General features: G+C 52.7%; 12 protein-coding genes. 7 read left to right on the forward strand and 5 right to left on the reverse strand.

Going from position 1 to position 19,773, the window contains the following annotated elements; all coding sequences use genetic code 11:
- Positions 1-40: 40 nt before the first annotated feature.
- The 3 genes from AC0L6S_RS11685 to AC0L6S_RS11695 form a co-directional block, all read right to left on the reverse strand.
- Complete coding sequence (locus tag AC0L6S_RS11685; RefSeq protein ID WP_473424150.1) at positions 41-1,264, reverse strand: ISL3 family transposase; 1,224 nt, start codon at positions 1,262-1,264, stop codon at positions 41-43.
- A 123-nt stretch (positions 1,265-1,387) separates the two neighbouring features.
- Positions 1,388-3,259, reverse strand: coding sequence for a DUF3604 domain-containing protein (locus AC0L6S_RS11690; protein ID WP_473424151.1), 1,872 nt, complete (start codon positions 3,257-3,259; stop codon positions 1,388-1,390).
- A 222-nt stretch (positions 3,260-3,481) separates the two neighbouring features.
- Positions 3,482-5,932: a TonB-dependent receptor gene (locus AC0L6S_RS11695; protein WP_473424152.1), complete on the reverse strand. Its 2,451-nt coding sequence runs from the start codon at positions 5,930-5,932 to the stop codon at positions 3,482-3,484.
- A gap of 295 nt (positions 5,933-6,227) precedes the next feature.
- On the opposite strand from AC0L6S_RS11695, the gene AC0L6S_RS11700 reads away from it, so the two are divergent.
- The gene (locus AC0L6S_RS11700; protein WP_473424153.1) at positions 6,228-6,425 is read left to right on the forward strand and encodes a hypothetical protein; all 198 of its coding nucleotides are present in this window, start codon (positions 6,228-6,230) and stop codon (positions 6,423-6,425) included.
- Positions 6,426-6,599: 174 nt separating this feature from the next.
- The gene (locus AC0L6S_RS11705) at positions 6,600-7,223 is read left to right on the forward strand and encodes a TetR/AcrR family transcriptional regulator (RefSeq protein ID WP_473424154.1); all 624 of its coding nucleotides are present in this window, start codon (positions 6,600-6,602) and stop codon (positions 7,221-7,223) included.
- Positions 7,224-7,677: 454 nt separating this feature from the next.
- On the opposite strand, the gene AC0L6S_RS11710 is transcribed toward AC0L6S_RS11705, so the two are convergent.
- Positions 7,678-9,990: a sulfatase-like hydrolase/transferase gene (locus tag AC0L6S_RS11710; protein WP_473424155.1), complete on the reverse strand. Its 2,313-nt coding sequence runs from the start codon at positions 9,988-9,990 to the stop codon at positions 7,678-7,680.
- 508 nt (positions 9,991-10,498) lie between these two features.
- Between AC0L6S_RS11710 and AC0L6S_RS11715 the strand changes: the two genes are divergently transcribed.
- Positions 10,499-11,092 (forward strand): hypothetical protein, encoded by a 594-nt coding sequence (locus AC0L6S_RS11715; protein WP_473424156.1) that lies wholly within the window; start codon positions 10,499-10,501, stop codon positions 11,090-11,092.
- A 273-nt stretch (positions 11,093-11,365) separates the two neighbouring features.
- Entirely contained in the window at positions 11,366-12,091 is a 726-nt protein-coding gene (locus AC0L6S_RS11720) for a 3-keto-disaccharide hydrolase (RefSeq protein ID WP_473424157.1), read from the forward strand.
- Between the two features lie 39 nt (positions 12,092-12,130).
- On the opposite strand, the gene AC0L6S_RS11725 is transcribed toward AC0L6S_RS11720, so the two are convergent.
- Positions 12,131-14,275, reverse strand: a complete 2,145-nt coding sequence (locus tag AC0L6S_RS11725) for a PDC sensor domain-containing protein (RefSeq protein WP_473424158.1) — start codon at positions 14,273-14,275, stop codon at positions 12,131-12,133.
- A 681-nt stretch (positions 14,276-14,956) separates the two neighbouring features.
- On the opposite strand from AC0L6S_RS11725, the gene AC0L6S_RS11730 reads away from it, so the two are divergent.
- From AC0L6S_RS11730 to AC0L6S_RS11740, 3 genes are all read left to right on the forward strand, one after another.
- Positions 14,957-15,283: a hypothetical protein gene (locus AC0L6S_RS11730; RefSeq protein ID WP_473424159.1), complete on the forward strand. Its 327-nt coding sequence runs from the start codon at positions 14,957-14,959 to the stop codon at positions 15,281-15,283.
- 77 nt (positions 15,284-15,360) lie between these two features.
- Positions 15,361-15,543, forward strand: a complete 183-nt coding sequence (locus AC0L6S_RS11735; protein ID WP_473424160.1) for a hypothetical protein — start codon at positions 15,361-15,363, stop codon at positions 15,541-15,543.
- Positions 15,544-15,756: 213 nt separating this feature from the next.
- A complete protein-coding gene (locus AC0L6S_RS11740) occupies positions 15,757-19,767 on the forward strand; it encodes a hypothetical protein (RefSeq protein WP_473424161.1) in 4,011 nt (1,336 codons plus the stop codon).
- Positions 19,768-19,773 lie beyond the last annotated feature (6 nt).

The following is a 19,773-nucleotide window of genomic DNA, read 5'->3' on the forward strand; positions in this document are numbered from 1 at the left end:
TTTTTACCTTAAAAATCAATAACCTGAGCATTCCTTGGCTCTACGCAGTTAACGGGGGATGAGCATTCATCCGTACCCGATTGATAATACCGTCCCACCCGCAGTGGGTCAGCACTCTCAACCGATAATTCTCAAAGTTTCTAAAGCCATAAGCGCGTCTCGAGATCATCTCCATTTTGTTGTGGAAGCCCTCCGTGATGCCGTTACTTTTGCTGAACCGCCATATGGCGACAATCTGCTCCAGCCAACTGGTCAGTGTCTTTGCCAGGGACCTCAGCGGGCTGTCTCGGAATTGATCCAGCAATCTTGTTAAACGGGGCAGCATGCGCTCTGCTCGGCGCCGTTTGAGCGTCTTGAGCAACATGAGACGCATTAGCTTCTGTTTGACCACATAGAGCTGCTGAAGTACCGGGTAATCGGCCAGGTAGCGCATCAGGTTGGCATGCTGCTCATCCTTCAGGTTCCACTGGTGCCGCCGCATCAGGCTGGTCAACCCGCGGTTCTTACGGCTCGCAGGATCGTGCTGCTGCCAGACCCTCAGGAAATGCTGGTTGATCAACCTGACCACGTGGAACCGGTCGGCTACGATGGTGGCACTCGGGAAGTGCTGCCGGGCGATACTGGGGTAGGTCTCCGACAGATCCATGACGACCACCTGCACATTGTCTTTGCCCCGCAAACCCTTCAGATAAGACCGTAAACTGGACTCTGAACGCCCCAGCTTCACGTCAAACACCGTGTGGTTCTTGAGGTCCACAAAGGTGGTGGCATAGCCCTTCCGGCGGGTAAAAAAGTGCTCGTCGATGCCCAGCACCCGCGGGCACCGTTGCCGGGTCATCTCCGACCGCTTGATGCTCAAATGGGACCGATACCAGCGCTCGACCGTGGCGCCACTGATCTGGTGGGTGCGGGACAGCTTACGCTGGGTCACACCGCCATCGTGCGCCTCGTAGACCTCCATCTGATACGTGTCCGAGGATCGGTAATGCGGCCTCAGGCCGGCAAAGGTGTGGCGGAAGTAGCGGCCGCAATTCTGGCAGTGATACTTGGGCACCTTCAGGTGCAGAACCATCACCTGGTTGCCCCGCCGGGTGTGCTTCACCGTGCGCTTGTGGGTGGCCTTGATCCGTAGCTTGGAACCGCCGCAATGCTGGCAACTTGCCTGCCTTCTGAAAGGCCTGGCCCAGACATCAATCCGGCGTTTGTTTTTGACCCGGATTACTTCCAGACCAGGTATGCCTATAATCATTCCTGCGTGGGACATCGGTGTTCTCTCCATTAAACGATCTTCGCAAAATCCGTTTAATGAATGCCGGTGTCCCCCGTTAATAATGACGAGCCGTCAGAAGTAATTCGAAACAGGTACTTCCGGGCCCTTACCCGACTATTACCTGGGTTTCACCCAGATCGCAGAACTTACCGCCCGCTCCTGGATGGACTGGGGCTCTGGCGCTTCAATCCCCAGGGACTTGGCATCGTAGGTGCTATAGCGCGGCGTTGGTATCTCGATCGCCCTGGCATAGTAAAAAGCCTCCTCTGTGGGATCGTAGTCCAGGTCTCTCCAGATGACGGACAGTTCGGGGCTGCCGATAGTATTCGTATAACTTGCCTCAGCCACATTTACCGTATTACCTACATCGGCAATCGACCCTGTCCCATTACCCTGCATCCGCCCTCCAGATGCGGCAACATCAATCACTTTTTCATGGCTGACGCCCTCTTTATCAACCCAGGCCTTGATCACCTGTAACCGATCGAGGTTTGCGCCCAGTGGATCCTTGCTCGCCGCAAGAATAAAAGACGGTGAGGCCTCAGCATGAGCCGTTAATTCCCCTCCCATAGGCACACCGTTAGCGTAAGCCTGCTGCAACCATTCACTTCCCGCTAGCTCTTGCGGATAGTCCCAACCCGCGAAAAATCGCAGTGCTATACGCGGCCCTGACGTGGCATAGGTTTCCCTACGACGCATCGCATTGAAAATCGATTCCCTCGTATTCTCCGGTGCCCATACAGCAACCAGCCCCGCCGCTCCATAGACTTTGGCAACAGCCATTCTTTCATCGATGAATGCAACACCAAGCCGCTGGGCGGCCGTTCCGTCCAGCAAGGGCAGCTTGCCATGAAAACTGTCTTCCTCCACAGGATCGCTCGCGTTGTGGCTGTCAGTGCTGGCTATTACGCCAAAGCGGTATGGGTTGAAGCCTTCTCGATGAGCGAACTCCAGTCCTGTTCTAAGTGCATCTCGTGCATAGCTACCTTTGGGCTCGCTGCGCGGAGAGCTTGCCGTCATTAACGTATCCATTATCTCAAAATTGGCGAATTGATCCTCCGGAGAAAGCTCCGGGTGCGTTTCTGACGTCCCTTTTACCTGAAAGATCTCTACCACCGGTTCGTTTCGCGAGCGCAGTTCGGCATATTCCTCTGTCAGTGGTTGACCACTGAAGGTTGTCGTCTCGAACATCCTACCTCCGCTGACATTACCGTTGTGTGGAATGGACATAACCTCCATTCCACGAGCACGTTGTTCATCCAGCGTTCGCCATAGGTCTTCCGGATTATTCGAATCCAGTGATGAATAGGGAAAATTGGGGGCCTGGTCTGAACGGTAGATCACATTGCGGTGCAAGTTACGCTCGTCAGGCATCGAGCTGTATTCATAGGCAACGAATGTCGTGAACTTACCTGGGTCATTGTGCCGTTGCGCGGACTCCTGAATGTCGTTCCAGGCGGTGACAGACACATCGTGAAAATCATCCCCACCAAAATTCTCCTCCCGCTTGTCCCGCGATCCCATCGTGAAGAAAGCGCGGTATATAAAAAGAGCGCTGAACTTCAGTGGACTGCCACTTTTCAGCGCATCGATAAGGCTCGTGTCAGGTGTATCCTTGTCTTCCCCTGCGAGGTAGCGGGGAACACCAAGGTACTCGGCGTGGTCTGTCACGGCCCCGAAATCGAGCGGCCTATCCGCGCGAATAGGAAAACCCAGCCCATGTTGGATGGTGCCGCCCTTCATGAACGTATAGGCATCATCAGGAAGCGATCGCGTACCCATGGTGAATGCATCATAGGACAGCGCCGTATGGACGTGCAGATCACCCCAAAGTAAATTACGCGTTGGATTATGTTGGACCACCTCCCGCTTCGGTGGGGGCGCTGCTGTGGGCTCATCGAACGGCACCGCTAGGATGGGATCCTCGAACTTTGAACAACCGGTAATCGCCACAAAAAGCACGACCTGGAAATAGCGTAGCCCTATCATCTTTAAACTCCCTCTAAGTTGTCTGTCCTGTTCATTAACGAGTCAACATCATCAGGTATAGGCCAGCTCCACACTGTAAGTTATTGGGATATTCCACTTGTAGCGCAGCCTTTCCGTTGTGGATATTGTGTGGCCAAAGGCATAGGGATATCGAGATCAACCTATTCGTAAAAAAAGCCCTGAACTAATGCTCAGGGCCAATGGACCTGGCGGTACTGCTGCCTACCAGAAGTAGTACAACTCGACGCCATAGGTTCTCTGCCTACCCGGCACCAGACTGACAGAACCGACGCCATTAATACTTGCTATACCCGAACCGAAATACTCTTCATCCGTCAGATTATTCACATAGGTGGCAACCTCCAGCCCTTCGACAGCATCTGGCGAAAATGCCATTCTGAAGCTCACCACTTCATAGGAATCCAGGACCGCTTCTTCTGCTTGCGCCGACAGGGCATCCAGTCCGATGAACTGCGAACTGACATAGTAATAGCCCAGTCTCGGAGTAACCCATCCAAGGTTTGTTTCCCAGTTGTATTGCGCCGTCAGCGAATACGTCTGTTCAGGTGTGTAGGCGAACGGCTCATCGCTCCGATCTATATCGAAGGTGCCGCCATCGGGATCAAAACCCTGGTCGATGAACTCATCGTAATCGGCATCAATGTAACTGGCAGTCGCGGCGAGCAGTAGCCCTTCTACTGGAATCACACTGAGTTCAAGCTCTGCACCCTTGATGGTCGCCTTACCTGCATTAGTCGTACCGTTGAGAGTAACGGGCGGCAAGGACGGATCCTCTCGAGGAAACACGCGGGTAACGGTGATCTGTATATCATCGTACTCGGAGTAGTAAAACGCGCCGTTGAATCGAGCTCGCTCCCCCCAAAAGCTTAGCTTGTAGCCCAACTCGTAAGTCCACAATGATTCAGGGTCAAACGCCAGGAAGTCCTCGCCAAAAGGTGAAAACCCGCCCGCCTTGAACCCACTGCTGGCACTCAAGTAAATCATGCCACCACTGAACGCGTCACTATTCCAGCTATCGGGCGTAAACAGGGTCAAGGTGGCCGCAGGTGAAAATTCAGTCCAGTCATCATCGCCCTGCGGGTTAGGATTATCGGGATCTATCACAACGTCATGGATATAACTCTCCAGGGCGTCAAATTCTTCACGCGTAACGGTTGTGCCTACCGGGAATTGTTCCGAGGCAACATAGTTTAACTGGGAGGCATCTTTTTCCTCGTAGGTATACCGACCGCCGAGTGTCAATTGCCAGGTCTCAGACAGGTTAAAAATGGCCTGCCCAAAGAGCGCATACGAGCTATTCTCGAACTCTCGGATAGCCGCATCCCTGAAACTGATGCTTGTGGGCAGTAGATTGACGGCGCCATCACCCGCGTCAGTACCAACAAATCCACCAGGGCCCAACAACTGCCCAAAGGGTGAGTCGTCAATCTTTTCATACGAGTAAAATGCGCCAACCGTATAGGAAAGAAAATCATCGAAGGCGTCACCAAGGATCTGGAATTCCTGGGATAGGAACGTGCGACTCTCATTATCCGCATCAATATTGTTGGCGTCGAGCTGCCTGTTCGGCTCAGTCTGGTTACCCAGGGTAAACAGATTGGTCGCATCGACATCGCCACCGATCGTCAGCATATCCTCCTGATACAGGTAGCCGGTGATGCTCTTTAGGGACACCGCGTCCAGGTCCCAGGCCAGGGTCAGCCCTGCAAGGTAGTTCGTAATTTTGTAAGGTAGGGGAGCACGGTCAAGCAAGACCTTCTCATCATCAACCAGAGCTGCACTCTGCGCACACAACTCTGCGAAAGGCGTCGCGTTCCCCGGCGCGGTAAACCCCTGCAGAGGCGCATCAGGATTCGACTGAAAACAGTTACCCGGCGCTGCTTTTTCATCGACTTCACCATAGAACAGCATTAAGTCACCGACGAATATTTCTTCAGATTCATAGCGCAGCTGACCCAGGACTGATTGCCGGTCGACATCGCCGAACTCCTTGCCTGTCCAGGCATCTTCCCGATAGCCATCCTCATTCTGGTAATCCACCTGGATGCCACCGTAGATGCCATTGCGGGACAGGGGGCCACTGATTCCACCGCGAACATTTGTGCGGCTCAGGTCGCCAATATTGGCACTGGCAAAGCCCTGGATTTCCTCACCGGGCTTTTTCGTGGTCAGTAGGACCGCACCACCGGCCGTATTTTTGCCAAATAGCGTGCCCTGGGGTCCACGCAACACCTGGACCGATTCCATGTTGAGCACATCGACCAGTTGCGTGTCGTTGCGCGGTATGTAGATCGAATCGACATAAACCCCCACACCGGGCTCAGCTTCAACACCGGATACACGTGTTCCAACACCACGAATGCTCAGGTCCGCTGTTTTTCGGCCCTCCCGCCGCGACAGCCCCGGCACGTTTTGGGTGAGATCTCCCACAGTGTTGATCTGCGCTGCGCGCAAGGCATCGTTATTGAATGCGCTCACCGCGATGGGCGTATCCTGTAGCGTTTCCTCGCGTTTTCGTGCCGTAACGACAACCTCCTCCAGCGCCGCCTGTGCCTGAACTGGAGTCGGTAAAAATGCGCCATTGACGACAGAAAAAACTGCCAAGAGAATAAATGCGCGATTCGATCTGATACGCATTGGGTCCAGGGTCATGGGTCTTATGCTCCGCAAACAGGTTGGGCGCGAGTTATTGTTTGTCGCTGCTTCAATCCTAAACATGAACGAGGCAATTGATGCACGCTTGCTGTGAAGGTGAGCGTTGTCCAGCCTGACAGTATCATTATCGTTATATTTTACACATTATCATATTATGTTAATATGGAAGTCAACTTAAATGATGGGGCTCACGAAATGGATACTGCGGTAACGCCAACCCCATAAATTGACTGAGATTAACCGCTTGGGTAGCGACTTATAGCAAGCCAAACAACTGAGCCCCAGAAAGGCTATGAACAATAAAGTGGACAACTTCTATGACAAAATGACCCCAAGATATATCCAGGTTCACGAAGACTGCCTCATCGTAGAAATTGAGGATCGGCTTACCGCCAAAAAAACCATGAATGACTTTCTGGTTTTGAGCCTTGCCGAAGGCGAACACATACCGCTCAAGCTTCGAGGCATTTACCGTTTTAAAGATAAGTAAATTTATAGCATTGCATTGGGGGAGCGCTCCTGAGAACTGTCAACCAGCAAAGAATACTCTCGAAAGCAAAGTGGAAGACGTTCAATACAGTGACCTGACGCCAGGTCAGCGGTATCGATAGCGCAGATTGAGCTTTAAAATTATTAACAACGTACAACCATGGGGCCACCATCATTGACTCGTAAAATTCAACAACTCAGAGCCCGGCACTGGGCTGGAAATGTTCCCTCGAGCGAGGAAGATGCCAGGCACCGGATAGCGGAGGCATTTGTCCAGCTTTCAATGATGGGGGGACACGAAAGAGTGGGTATGACCGATGTCGCACGCGCATCCGGTATTACTCGACCTACCCTATACAAGTACTACGCTAACATAGAAGCGCTCTACTTCGATGCGGTAGAGCGTGTGTTTCAGGGTATCGCCAGAGAATCATCCGAGCATCTGAAGCAGTTCAACAGCCTCCATCGACAACTGGAGGAATCGTTTATAAAAATTAACGAGGCTTTCTCAGAAGCAGGTCGATACTCAAACTTCCTCCGATCGATCCTGACCTCTGAGTTGGTACAACAAATAGATCTGAAAGATCGCGAGCAAGCAATGTTCACCATCCTGTCTATCTGTTTTGAACCGATTTTCCTGCAACATCCGACTCTAGAGGACAAGCGTCGCGAGATACTGGACTTGTACGCGCGCCTTGCGATCTCGCAGCTCTTCATTCCATTCCAGGACGAGCAGGCTATTCGAAGACTGGTGAGAACGCTCTTGGAAGGCCTCGCGCCAACTGCTAGCACCACCTAACAGGCAGAAAAGATTGGTGACTGGCTTTGACCTATGCGCTGCTGAATGACAGTGAAACATAGAAGCCTTTATTTCACTTCGCGCATTAAAAATGAAATTAAGAAAAACCCTATTTCGTTTACACCTGGATAAAAGGACAGACGAAGTGGCCAAGGCACCATTGGTACCTGCGGGAGATTTGCGGGACTTGTGGTGGAAAGTCGTGCTCTTTTATGCAAAATGCGCTGTAGGTGTTCGTATTTAAGTTAATAAAATCAACAAGTTAAAAATATCCAGCACGATTCATAATGCTGGGGTCGGTGGTTCAAGTCCACCCGTAGCTACCATATTAATCAATGACTTACTTCATTTTCGGGCTCTACGCAGTTAACAAGGCATGAGCATTCATCCGTACCCGATTGATAATACCGTCCCACCCGCAGTGGGTCAGCACTCTCAACCGATATTTCTTCCTTTAGTCCCGTCGCTGGTATTGCGAGCCTCTTATCCGCTGGGCATTGATAGAATCTATCAAGCGCGGTGACTCATTGAGTTCTCCATCTATTAGCCGGGTGCGGTCACCGTCTAACTGAATGGTGCCCTCCTGTTCTCCACAAAACGCGTCGACAAAATCGCGATGATCGCCTCGGTGTACAAGGATACATCTCGGGCTACGTGGAGGCTGCGCAAACAGGTTTCCTGTATCGTCAGGCTGGCAACTCGGGCCTGGTGCCAATTGCAGCAACGATGCTGGGACGTCGCGCTGCTGATATGAGCCTTGTCTAATGTCCGCGTTGGAAAGCGCAGGCGCAACGACAATCAGAGGAATCCTGGCGTGTGCACTGCGGCCGAAATGCTCGAATTCACTGGGAGCAAGGGGTGTCATACTGCGGTGATCACTGGTAATTATCAGAATTCCGTTGTCGAAAAAGGCGGAGTCTCGCAACGCCTCATAAAAAGCACCCGCTGATGCGTCTGCATATCCAAAGGCCTCAGGTGCCGAATGTGTTCTTGTCATCGGATCAATATACGGGTGGTGCGTCGACACTGTTTCAATAACCATCAAGTAGGGCTTGTCGGCTTCCTTCGGCGTGACATCAGACACAGCGTAGACCTTACTCCGCAGCTGCATACTTGAAATCCTATATCCACCTGCCATTTCACCAGGGTCGAGACGAATTTTGCCGGGCGCTCTCTGGACCCGGAAAGACCAGGTGAGCTTGTTTTCTCCGGGTTCTAATACTCGTGTCTCTGAGTAGTCCTCGATAAATGCTGCGGCCTCTCCCTCGCTGTAAAATAGCTGGGCTTTCGTCGGTTCAGTGACGTGCAGCGTCACATCCAATTGGTAGTCCCGTCCGCTAGCCAATTCCATCGATGGCATAATGATTGTCGGATCTATGTTAAATGAGCTTAGATATAAGTGCCCATCTTTGAACTGTGCCTTAGCGTTCGTTATAGCAGCCGCATCAGGATTTCGAGCCAGGTGCGACAACAGGTCGAGATTGAACGGGAAGTTCACAGCATGCGCCGACTGCGCATGTATCGACTTGTCCCCAGCGGTAACAGTTGGAAGCTTGCCGGGCCATAGTGATGCGAACCGCTGACTCATAGGATCGCCCACTATCAATTCAAGCGCACGGCTGTACAACAAAGCATCTGCAACCGAATCAAAAACAAAGCGTTTTTGTCCTGCGTAGCCAGGGTGATCATGGCCTTCGATATATTCAAACCCGAGGTTTTCGAGCCAAGACCTTTTATCGGAGAACGCCAGATCACCCGACGTCAAAAAAATGTTCTGGTAACCACGTTGGGCCAGAGACTTTGGTAATGTCTCCTGCAGGTTCCAGTAGTTTTGGAACGGCGTCTGGGCGTTGTATTCGGTGACGGCTGGGAGAGGCTGCCGGCCTGTAAGCAGAGCAATCAGACCATCATTTGTGGTAAAACCATTCGCAAAAAATTCAGTGTTTGCCGCATGTTCCTGGGCGAGTTTGTCCAGCTGGGGCGTCCAGTTATTGAGGCCTGAAAAATACTGGCTTTGCCATGAAGACCAAGACTCAATAATGACCAGAATAATATTTGGCGATGTGCCCTCAGACTCCTCACAAATTGTACCCGGTACGCCAGGTTTAGCGTGTAGAACCTCCCGACGCATCTCGTCACCATACGGTGTTGCCTCACCGCTGGACTGGTTCAATACGATAACATTATCTATGGACCAACTATGCACGTATGAGACGGGTTCTATTAAGAGGCCAGCGGCGCAGCAGGAAATGACCAGGACGGAGCAATACCGTATAGCCCGTCGCGCCCACCCCTCAATCTGGAAAAAGAGAAACCCGAGCAACACTATAAGACCTAGGCCAGAGTACCAGTCACCATAGGGTATACCCGAGATTGCCCCAACGATGTAGCTGCGTAGTACTTCAAACTCAAAGTAACGGCTGATATCGCTCGCGTACAGGCGGCTGTTAAATACTTCGAATATGTAGATGTCGAGTAGGTACAGTAGCGTCAGCAGAACAACCAGAAGGCGCAGAAGCAAAGCCGGAACGGCGCGCCGGATGATTAAACTCAAGCCCATCAGGACTGCGCCAAAAAGTAGCAGTGGGCTGTCAGCGCGATAGATCGCTAGATGGAAGCAGTCCTCACAGCCCACCAGCGGCCCAATTCTTTGATCGACCAGATTCGCCCGAAACAGTAATCCCAGCGTCCAGACGATTAGCACCGAGAGATAGCAGAGAAACAGCCAGCCTCTACCGAGCTGCCGAAATACCGTGGCAATCGTCATTGGGGGGCTTTGATGATGACATTATCCGTGATCGGAACGAGCATGGCTGAACCTGCTAGCGGGAGCCACAGAGATGCAAATAAACTCGAGATTGCTTTGTCCATCCCGTCATCCAAATCCGTTTACGCGTAACGGGCACGAGTAATATTCGTACCGTTGGGTGATAAGTGTAGCCAATCGTTTGATCTACTATACAGATCTATGCTGCTGGCCATGCGATTGTAAAAACCGCCCCCTGCACCAATCTCCTATCTTGATTCCACTCCTATGCTCTCAGCAAATTTTAGCTTAGTGATCCTTGACCGGCAATGCGAGACCCTGACAGCATGCAAGAGAGGCAACTGAGAATGTCTGCCTTAGGGAAAGTTATCTATAAAGGTACCCTTCTCACGGATACTATGTGCTGGATCAGGTATACGCTATTTACGCCAAGCTACGACGACAATTCCGCTAACACTTCCAGTCCCAGCCACTCCAGCAATTTGGTAAGCGAGGGTCGGGTAACCCCATGGGCGATGGTGGCGTCTTTTATGTTCCAGTTGCTGCGGTTCATCGCGAGAATGATCGCATTGCACTCCCAAATGGCAATGTTGATACCGTCGTCGTCAACACATCCGATGCCACGATGGATGGCTTGGTGATTGAGGTGTCCGCACTGGTGTACGATGGTTTGACGCTCTTTACACATGGTGGCTATCTCGATGCTTCGTATGACGAATTCCTGATCGACGGCATTCCGGGCGTACCCACAGATGGCAGTGATCTGGAAATGCGAAATGCACCAGAGTATACGTTTGGTGCCGGCATAAACTATGTGCATTCGCTGTTCGGGAATAGCGAGATGTCGTATGACATTACTTACAACTGGCGCGACAGCTACTACACCATCTTCAGCAATGACCCATTGGGTAAAGTAGATGCCGCTGGTTTCTGGAATGCCAATATCGACTACCACTACAAAGAGATGCTGACCGTTTCAGTATATGGTCGCTATCTGGGAGACGAGCGTTACTTCCGCGCAGTCGCGATTCCGCCGATATCGACTTTTGGCCAGTGGAACGAGCCGCGTAACTATGGCGTTACTGTCACTTATGAGTTCTAGCCTTTATTGACAAATCACTTAGGAGTGGACCACGTTGGCGCTAGCAAATGGATAGCGCTGCTTGCCGAACGTGGCCTCTCCTGAATTCGGCGTGGTCATTCTAATTCCAGAATAAGTGCCGCGTTGCGCAGCGGGATTGTTTCTCCGGCAACTAACCCTCCCGTCAAATACCTCTCACCCATATTGATCTGCCCACCGACCTCACAGATAATTTTTCTGTTAGGGTATGCCTGTCTCTCACAAACACCTATTGGACTAAAAAGGAAAATCGACATGTCGCAAGTTGGGTCTTACCTGAAGTGGGGTTTCGTCGCACTAATGCTGGGTGCACTACTCGCATGCAGTGAAGAAACCGTTCCCCCCGGTGAATGTGATAATGCGCTCACCCCAGAAGAGGAAGCATCGGGCTGGCAACTGCTGTTTGACGGCCAATCCCTCGCCCGGTGGCGCAGTTATGGTGAGGACAAGGTGAACTCCGGTTGGGGCATTGAGAACGGCTGCCTTACCCGGCTCGGCAGGGGCGGCGAACTTATCACGCAACAGCAGTTTGGCGACTTCGAGTTGAAACTCGACTGGCGTATCAGCGATTCGGGCAACAGCGGGATTTTCATTCGCGGCGACGAGTCAGGTAGCAATATGCACCACAGCGGCTACGAGATGCAGATACTCGACAACGCCGGCCACCCCGACGCCAGTATTCCCTCTCATGTCTCAGGCGCCTTTTACGATATGATCGTCCCGGATCACAATACCAGCAAACCGGTTGGCTACTGGAATCAGGTACACATCATAGCGCGTGGCCCCCACGTCGAATTCTGGCTGAACGGGCGAAAGACAGCGGAGATTGAACAGGGCAGCGCCGAGTGGCAGGCGCTCTACGAGAACAGCAAATTCGTGGAGCGGCCCACCTATGGCACCTTGTTGAAAGGGCATATCGGCCTGCAGGATCACCAGGACAAAGTATGGTTCCGGAACATCCGGGTGGTCGAACTCGATTGAAGGAGGCATTGAAGCGGGGCTCTGTACCGCCCCGCTACACTACGCGTAAAAAGCCAGCCAGGTAAAGGCAAACATGATTGCGAAGCTCACAGGAAAGTAAGCCTTCTTCGCCGTCACCCCCATCGTCAGGCGATGCACAAGTGCTGGGTGGGTAGTATTCAGGATCGAATGAAAACACACCCACAGCAGATTGCTGTACATCAGCAGATAGAAATACTCGAGATAGAATATCTCCATGCTGATAATCTTCTGGCGCAGGCTGATATGAGACAGGACGACCACGAAGAAGATACTCGCGCTGACACCGATATCAAAACCAATGCCAGTGCGCATCAGGTCGAGCTTTTCTTTGTCACGGGTAGAAAGCAGGAGCAGGATAAACACCATTACGAAAGCGATGATGAGCGGCGTAAGGAAAGAGATAAAGGCATGAATAAAGACCTTTTCAATCTCGACTGTCCAGTAGTACTCGGGAAAATTCTCCACCTGAAAATTATCATTTAGACCAAATGTCGTGCGCTGGCGCCATTCCCTGAGCTCGAAAAAACTCCTCTCAAGGCGCCAACCGGCGAGATAGGTATCGGGTCCCGTCCCCGGTAGCGTCGAGGGCGCCAATTGTGGGTATGCGCCCAAATCTGGTACGAGCATGATATTGCCGACGGCATCCGCAGGTCTTATTCCCAGTGAGATGGAATCCAGGATCAGGGGAAAACGCCTGTAGTCCAATGCCAGGCGCAGCGAACCCTGAAAACTCCAACGCACGACTTCGGTGTTACCACTGCGCACCACAGAGGGCGCACTCATTCGCACAGTTTCGGCACCCGGGAACAACACACCGCGATTGACACCCACGTGTTGCTCGATATCAAAGCGTTGCCAAACCGTACCGATGATAAGAATATCGTTCGCGGACGTAAATTTGAGCGATTCGATGTAAACACCGGTCGGGACAAAAATCGGTGGCAATGTACTGTGTTCCAGCGAGTGCTCGACAACCTCACGCTGGATCGTCAGCGATTGTCGCTCGCTGCTGATTTCTGAAGGCTGTCGGTGCCGGCTGCTGTCATAGGTATTGGCTACTTGCCAGACAACATAGATGCCTGCGGCAAGCACGATGGTCATCAGAAAAACGGTTGGCCAGGCAAATACGCCTTCTTGTGGCTCAAAAAAGTTACCGAAAAAGAGGAGCCCTATCAGCGCCATTACCACAAAGGCTATCGCCCGCATCAGTTGCTCACGCATGGTGACTGTCCGGGGCACAATCTCCGACTGGTTAAAGGTATCCACTATGCGCCAACCCGTCGATTCAAGAGGCGCAATGCTAAGCAGTGCGACAGAGTCCAAACCTTTGCCATCGAGCTCGACGACGCCTGGCTGGTCGGACGCGAGTTGCTGGCGCAGGCGGTCCAGGTCCTGCGGGTCCGGCCACCGGTTTTCATCCAGTATGGAGGCTTTACGCAAAACACGGCTTTTGTTCGAGCTATACAAATAGGTTCCGTCTGCAGTCACAACCTCTACCAGACCTGAACTGCCGTAGTGGAGCGCCTTTACGATGTGCCCTATGTCACTGATCCCCACATCTACAGTCACAACACCGATGGGCCTTTTACCACCACCTTCTGTGCGCTCATAGATAACGGCAGAATAAGTCGTCATCAGAATATCGCCGACTGAATCATCGAAATAGGGCTCACTCCAGCGGCTGCCAAGCTCGATGGCTTTACCGAACCAGGTGTATTCGGGCAGGGAGTAATCGTAACTGTCCTCGATTTGCAAGAAAGTGAGACCGCCGTCTTTCTTGGCGTAGTACGGGGCATAGAGACGGCGATCAGCCTCATACTCATAAGGCGCGAAAGCAATCGTTCCGCCGTAGTACATCTCATCGGACTCAACCAGCGACAACAATGCTTGATTATAGGACTCTCTTGGCAGAGATTTATCGCCTATGGATTGCGCAAGGCGTTGCGCCGCCTTCTCAATGCCATCAGTGAAACGCTGGAATTCCCTGGCTTCGGCGATCACATTCTCCGAGATGCGCTCTTTTGTCTGCGCAATAGACGCGTTGCGCGTATGGTAGTACTGCGTCAGGTTATACCCAGCCAGAACAAGCAGCAGGACAATACCTATCGGCCATAGCCAGCGATAAATGCCTGACGCTCTCGCAGGCGATGTTCGAGATTCCATGTACGTCCGTTATGCGGCTTACGCAGCAATTCAATGGATAATAATGCATGTATTCTATGGGAAACTGGCAATTGATCAATCGAGACTCACACCCCACCATGAGTCACTCTCGCAATCGCCTGTAACATCAGTCACTCTAACATCACGCCAGCACAAACATTTATGCTACCTAATGTGCCTGCCAGTATAATTTTACGTCACGCTGTCGGATGGGATACCGGATCCCAATACCAGCCACTTGCCTGCATCAATTTGTAGTCATGGATCGTTTATCGACCTAACGGCCAAACTTATAAATTCATCCGGGCAGGATGACGAGGTTGATCTCTCACCTTCTAGATTATTTTCTTCACGCGAGCCTGCATAACAATCCCGCATCGAGATTTGCTTCGTTCGCTACGACACCTTGACAAACTAAGCCTGTGGCGTCGGCATTGTAGCCGCTATATTTATGGTATTCCCTCCTCGGACAGAATTCTTCTATGTTGTAACCGGGGCACGTTACAGTGTACTAACGAAAACACCTCCAGACACACCTATCAACATCCTCTAACCCAACCCAACGAATTGGATGAATGCCCATTCACATCAATAGAAATAGACCTAGTTTACCTTTGTGCCAATCCCCTCCACCTGCGTATGGTCACATACTCATTCGTACTCTAAAGCAAGTCGGCAGTAATGAGATTGGTCGGGAGTAAAGCCTTCAAGATATGTTCCATCGCCCTGGCAACCCTGGTTTGCGGGTTTCTGGCAAGCAATGCCTCGGCGCTCACCATGACGCAGTCGCAATCGTTCACCAGCGCAAACTCCACTCCCCTTTACTTCGACGGGTTTACCTCCAGCCAGGGAACATTAACCGGTGTCATGGCCAACCTGTCCGGTACCGCTACGATTGCCGCAGGTGAGATCTCGGGTACAACTAATGAGTATGACGTGTTTTCGGGCTGTATCAACGGGGTTACGCGAGCCCTCGGGAACACGCTTTTCCTGTACGACCGCGCGTAGGGGCCCAGTGTTCTCTGCCTGAGAGATCCATTCTGACTGACGACTACCTATCAGATACAAAAGACCTCTCGGATACGTTGATTCGACCAGACCTGGAGCCCTTCATCGACATCGGTTTCAGGTTATTAATGACGCTCGAAACCGAATTCCTGTCCAATAGTGGTAAGGCATTCGGGCCATCCAGTACGGAATGGCTCGCCACCGGCAGTGTAGAGATCACCTATACCTATGACGCGCCGGCGAACCGTGCTGACTGCTAGCTGCAGCGGCGGCCACTGACGAGGCATCCCTCGGTGAGGGTATCCCGCTGGACCTGACCGTCGGTAACTTCTCGGCCAATCCATGACAACCACGGCCAACTGTGCAGGAGTTGTTCAGTCTGTGAACTGTGTCCGGTTCAACTGGTATGGCTGCCACTTCGAGTTTGTTAAGCTAGAAAACTGCTATCGATCGCCGGGGAATTCAGCACACGGATGCCTTCTCTCACTCCGCCATTAACAAGTGCCACGGGTATTTCAAAATCGCTCTGCATGATGATCGCGCTGGTCGCTGCGCTCTCGCTCAATGCATGCAGCAGCAGTGACTCCAGCCACACCGCAGAGCCCAATCGGACAACACAGGATATTGACGGCGACGGGTTGCTCAACAGCGAAGACCCCGACATAGACGGCGATGGGCTACTCAACAGCGAGGATCCCGACATAGACGGCGACGGGCTACTCAACAGCGAAGACCCCGACATAGACGGCGATGGGCTACTCAACAGCGAAGACCCCGACATAGACGGCGACGGGCTACTCAACAGCGAGGACCCCGACATAGACGGCGACGGGCTACTCAACAGCGAAGACCCCGACACAGACGGCGACGGCATTGCCAATAAACTCGACGCCACCCCTCGGGGGTTCGGGGGGGGCTTCACTACCGCACCACGTTTCGTGCAGTTTTTCTACAATGCGGCAACAGAATCGGGTGGCCGACTGTTCTGCGATGGTGTCACCCAGTCTACAAACATCCCCTCCTCCTGCGCAGTTGGACCGGATGGCCTGTCTATTAGCCGGGAGGGTTGGGGCGGCAGAGCAGCGCGGCTGGAAACCAATGGAAGTATCACGGGTGACTGTGGTGGGTCCGTTGTTGTCGATACCAATCTACCCAATGCGTATCAGTTGAGCCCCGTATGCACAAAGTCAGTTGCCGAGAAACCAGAACCACGCCGGGATGCCACCGGAGAATTACTTGTCGATGAGTGGTTTACGGATCTCCCCTGGCACCAGAAACTGAGTACGCTGGATAGCAACGTTATCGACGTGCCTTTCGTTCTGCCATTCGCCGCACTGCCCCAATCGGCATGTCCCACGGCCATCACCCCCACCGAACAAGCGCGCTGCATGCTGCGCTACGGCATCGTCAACGTGATGGCCATGCACCGCACCGATACTCGCTACAAACCGGGTGAGGCAGACAAGTCGCAGGATTGCGGGGATACCGGATGTGTCGAGATGAAGTTTGAGGTGCAGCGTTTACACACACTCACCGACGACCCCAAAGGCTACGCCGCGGATATCATCAGAAACAATGCATATGAATATCCCAACCCCACTGCTCCCGCCACGACGATTCGCGTCCCCAGTCTTGGCTTTGCGATCACCGAGGCCACTATTTTCGCACCGTGGCGCCCCTGGTACATGGGGCACTATTGCGGTGTAGACCGCGCCGACTACATCGACGCGGTATGCTACGACGATTACTTCACCACCCAGTTGCAGGCACCGGCTGACTCGTCTGCCAACCAATTCTGGCTGCGCGATTATCCCGCGCTGTTTGATCCGCAGGGCAAGGAACCCGGATACACCCGCTTTTGCCAAAGCGGCGAACCGTCCTGCTCCATGTTTCTTGGCAAGGTCGACTGGCTGCCCGATGCAACAGAGCCGCAGGTGGTGGGGTGCGTCAAAGATGGCGGACAGGGTGAAGACCCGCTGGAGGTGTGCCAGCAACAGGTCAATGCGAGCACCGAGCGACTCGATGTTCAGTTCAACAAATCATTGAGCCAGTATTCCGATGAGGGCAGATACCCTTGGGCTGAGAGCCCCGTGCAGAATCCGGGCGCGGCGATTGACACCAACCCCTCTATCGGCTTTTACCAACTGGAACGATTTCAGGAAAGTGGGGGTGGCTCCATACCCAACTCCCAGTTCAAGGCACCCGGTTACGTATTGCCCCGGTTGTGCACCAAAACTGACTTTGCTGAAGCACGACAGGGCAGCAGCGCCGCCGTTGCACGCCTGAAACGCTGCGCGGTCAACTTCGAAATACACACCAGCGGGTTTCATGAAATTTGGAAAGAACTCTACGGGGGTGGAGAGCTCTCGGGAAGCGATGTTGAGGAAATATCTCGAGTGCTGCCCGGCTTTGAAGCCAATCAGTATGGCAGAACCATGTTCATGTACGCGGGTATAGGCGAACAAAAACTGCCCGTGTCCTTCAGATTACTCGATGACGGCATGTCAGTCTTTGACAAGATGTATGGGTCGAGCATCTATACCCAGTATCTGCCCATGGTCAATCCGGCGGATCACACGCTCGTGACACGGTCATACGGCAACAATTTCTGGCACGCGTTCTTTATGAGCAACCACATGAACCAGACCCCGGATCACTTTATCCGCGGCATTCGGGGGCGCACGTTATGGCACAACGAATACCGCTCCAAAATCATGTACCAATCGGCTGAATTGGAGAACAAAGACAATAACACCCGTTTTGAGGGACTGCTGGATCATGTCGATTTTCCAGCAGGTTTTCAGGTGACTGACCACAAGTCCCCTTTCCACGGCAACACCTGCGATTCCTGTCATATTCGAAATGGTAGCGGCATACCATTGAAACCCAATGGTGAACTGCCAAACATCCACGTCGATCGCGGCATGAACCGCGTTTTCAAGATCAATGAGCGCGACTATACCTACACCAACCCTGAATTACCGTCGATGAAAATGGTACTGTTTGACCTCAAAGACAGTGCTGAGCGAAATGAACAGTGCACCGCAGAGGCGCTACCGGCTATCGGGTCTGCAGAGGATTCCCTCAGTCAGTATTACGCAAGCAAAGTGATGAACTTCTACGGCGACAGCTTCCACGTCAACCAGTCGAGGAATTTGCCAACGTACGATATGGCCTATACCCCCATCACGGACAAGAGCGGTTTTGAGGTAGTAGAGAATTCGGTACCGCGCAAGCCACAGAACAGGGATGTCGCCTACCAACCGATGCGAGTCGAAATTTCCGGTGTCCAGACAGGTGCCCGTTGTGACAGTGCCAGCGACATCAAGGACAACCCCGGAATAGATGAGGGCATTTGGCCTGCGAGTTGCGCAGATATCAGCGGGGAAGCGCTTTCCCGCGCCATTGCCGACGGTGAAATCGGCTTTATGCACTTGCTGGGCAAGCGTCTGGGTAACTCACCGCTGATAGAGATGCTGCCGGACCAGGCCATTCTGGAGGCGCAGCAAGCCCAGCGCACCAGCGGCAACATCCAACATGCCGGATGTTATGGCCTGACGGCCGGTACCCGGCGCATCGAACCGGGTGTATCAGAATATCGGCGTTGCGATACGGATAAGCTGGGCGAGAACGAGGACGATTGCTATATCAGCCGATGGGGCTGGATAGGTGACAGGGCGTCTCTGGAGGATCAGGTCGCCAACGCTGCATTGGTCGAAATGAACATCACCTCAACAGCCGGCCAGCAAGCACTGCATCCGAATGAGACGGATCCGGACAAGCTCGTACGATACAGCCGAGCCCTGTGCCCCCCGGCCGATGCCAACTGCAATCCAGACAGAGCCAACTCCGATATTACGGAGCAGGAAATCGCAGATATGGCTACCTATCAACGATGGATAGGTATTCCACAGAGGTCGGAGTATCAGGTCTCCACCGCAGCAGTACAGCGGGGCGAGAATATATTTACCGATGAACTGCAGTGCAATAGCTGCCACGTAATCAGCAAAATTCCCTTTGTAGAACACGACAATATTCTGCCAGACGAGCAAAGGGCCAGCTTGAAGAAGTTACAGATTCAATCGGGCGGCGCTGCCGATTACCCTTTCATCTCGTATCTTGGCACCGATCTACTGCTGCATGACATGGGATATCTCTCGCAAGTGGCGCGCTCGCCGGAGAATGTCACCATCCGAAACAGCGACGGTACCGTTAAGGAAGGATACTCAAACTATGTCCAAAGAATACGTACTCCGGCGCTGAAAGGCCTGCGTTTTAATCGATTTGTGACGGACGCCAACCACAATAACGACAGCGGCGTGGGCTGTGATTTCCTTCTCCACGATGGCAGAGCATGTGATGCCATTGAGGCGGCCTATTTGCACGACGGCCCGGCCGTTAAGCAACTCGGCATGATTGGCAAACTTAACAATCTGTCAGCCGAGGAAATCACGGCTTTGCGAGCATTTTTGTATTCGCTGTGATATTCA

This window comes from Halioglobus sp. D3-4 (assembly GCF_055809315.1).

Coding starts and splice junctions, on each gene's coding strand:
- AC0L6S_RS11685 (WP_473424150.1), bottom strand. CDS start 1,264: ATGTCCCACGCAGGAATGATTATAGGCATACCTGGTCTGGAAGTAATC.
- AC0L6S_RS11740 (WP_473424161.1), top strand. CDS start 15,757: ATGCCTTCTCTCACTCCGCCATTAACAAGTGCCACGGGTATTTCAAAA.
- AC0L6S_RS11700 (WP_473424153.1), top strand. CDS start 6,228: ATGAACAATAAAGTGGACAACTTCTATGACAAAATGACCCCAAGATAT.
- AC0L6S_RS11720 (WP_473424157.1), top strand. CDS start 11,366: ATGTCGCAAGTTGGGTCTTACCTGAAGTGGGGTTTCGTCGCACTAATG.
- AC0L6S_RS11725 (WP_473424158.1), bottom strand. CDS start 14,275: ATGGAATCTCGAACATCGCCTGCGAGAGCGTCAGGCATTTATCGCTGG.
- AC0L6S_RS11690 (WP_473424151.1), bottom strand. CDS start 3,259: ATGATAGGGCTACGCTATTTCCAGGTCGTGCTTTTTGTGGCGATTACC.
- AC0L6S_RS11715 (WP_473424156.1), top strand. CDS start 10,499: ATGGGCGATGGTGGCGTCTTTTATGTTCCAGTTGCTGCGGTTCATCGC.
- AC0L6S_RS11710 (WP_473424155.1), bottom strand. CDS start 9,990: ATGACGATTGCCACGGTATTTCGGCAGCTCGGTAGAGGCTGGCTGTTT.
- AC0L6S_RS11695 (WP_473424152.1), bottom strand. CDS start 5,932: ATGACCCTGGACCCAATGCGTATCAGATCGAATCGCGCATTTATTCTC.
- AC0L6S_RS11730 (WP_473424159.1), top strand. CDS start 14,957: ATGAGATTGGTCGGGAGTAAAGCCTTCAAGATATGTTCCATCGCCCTG.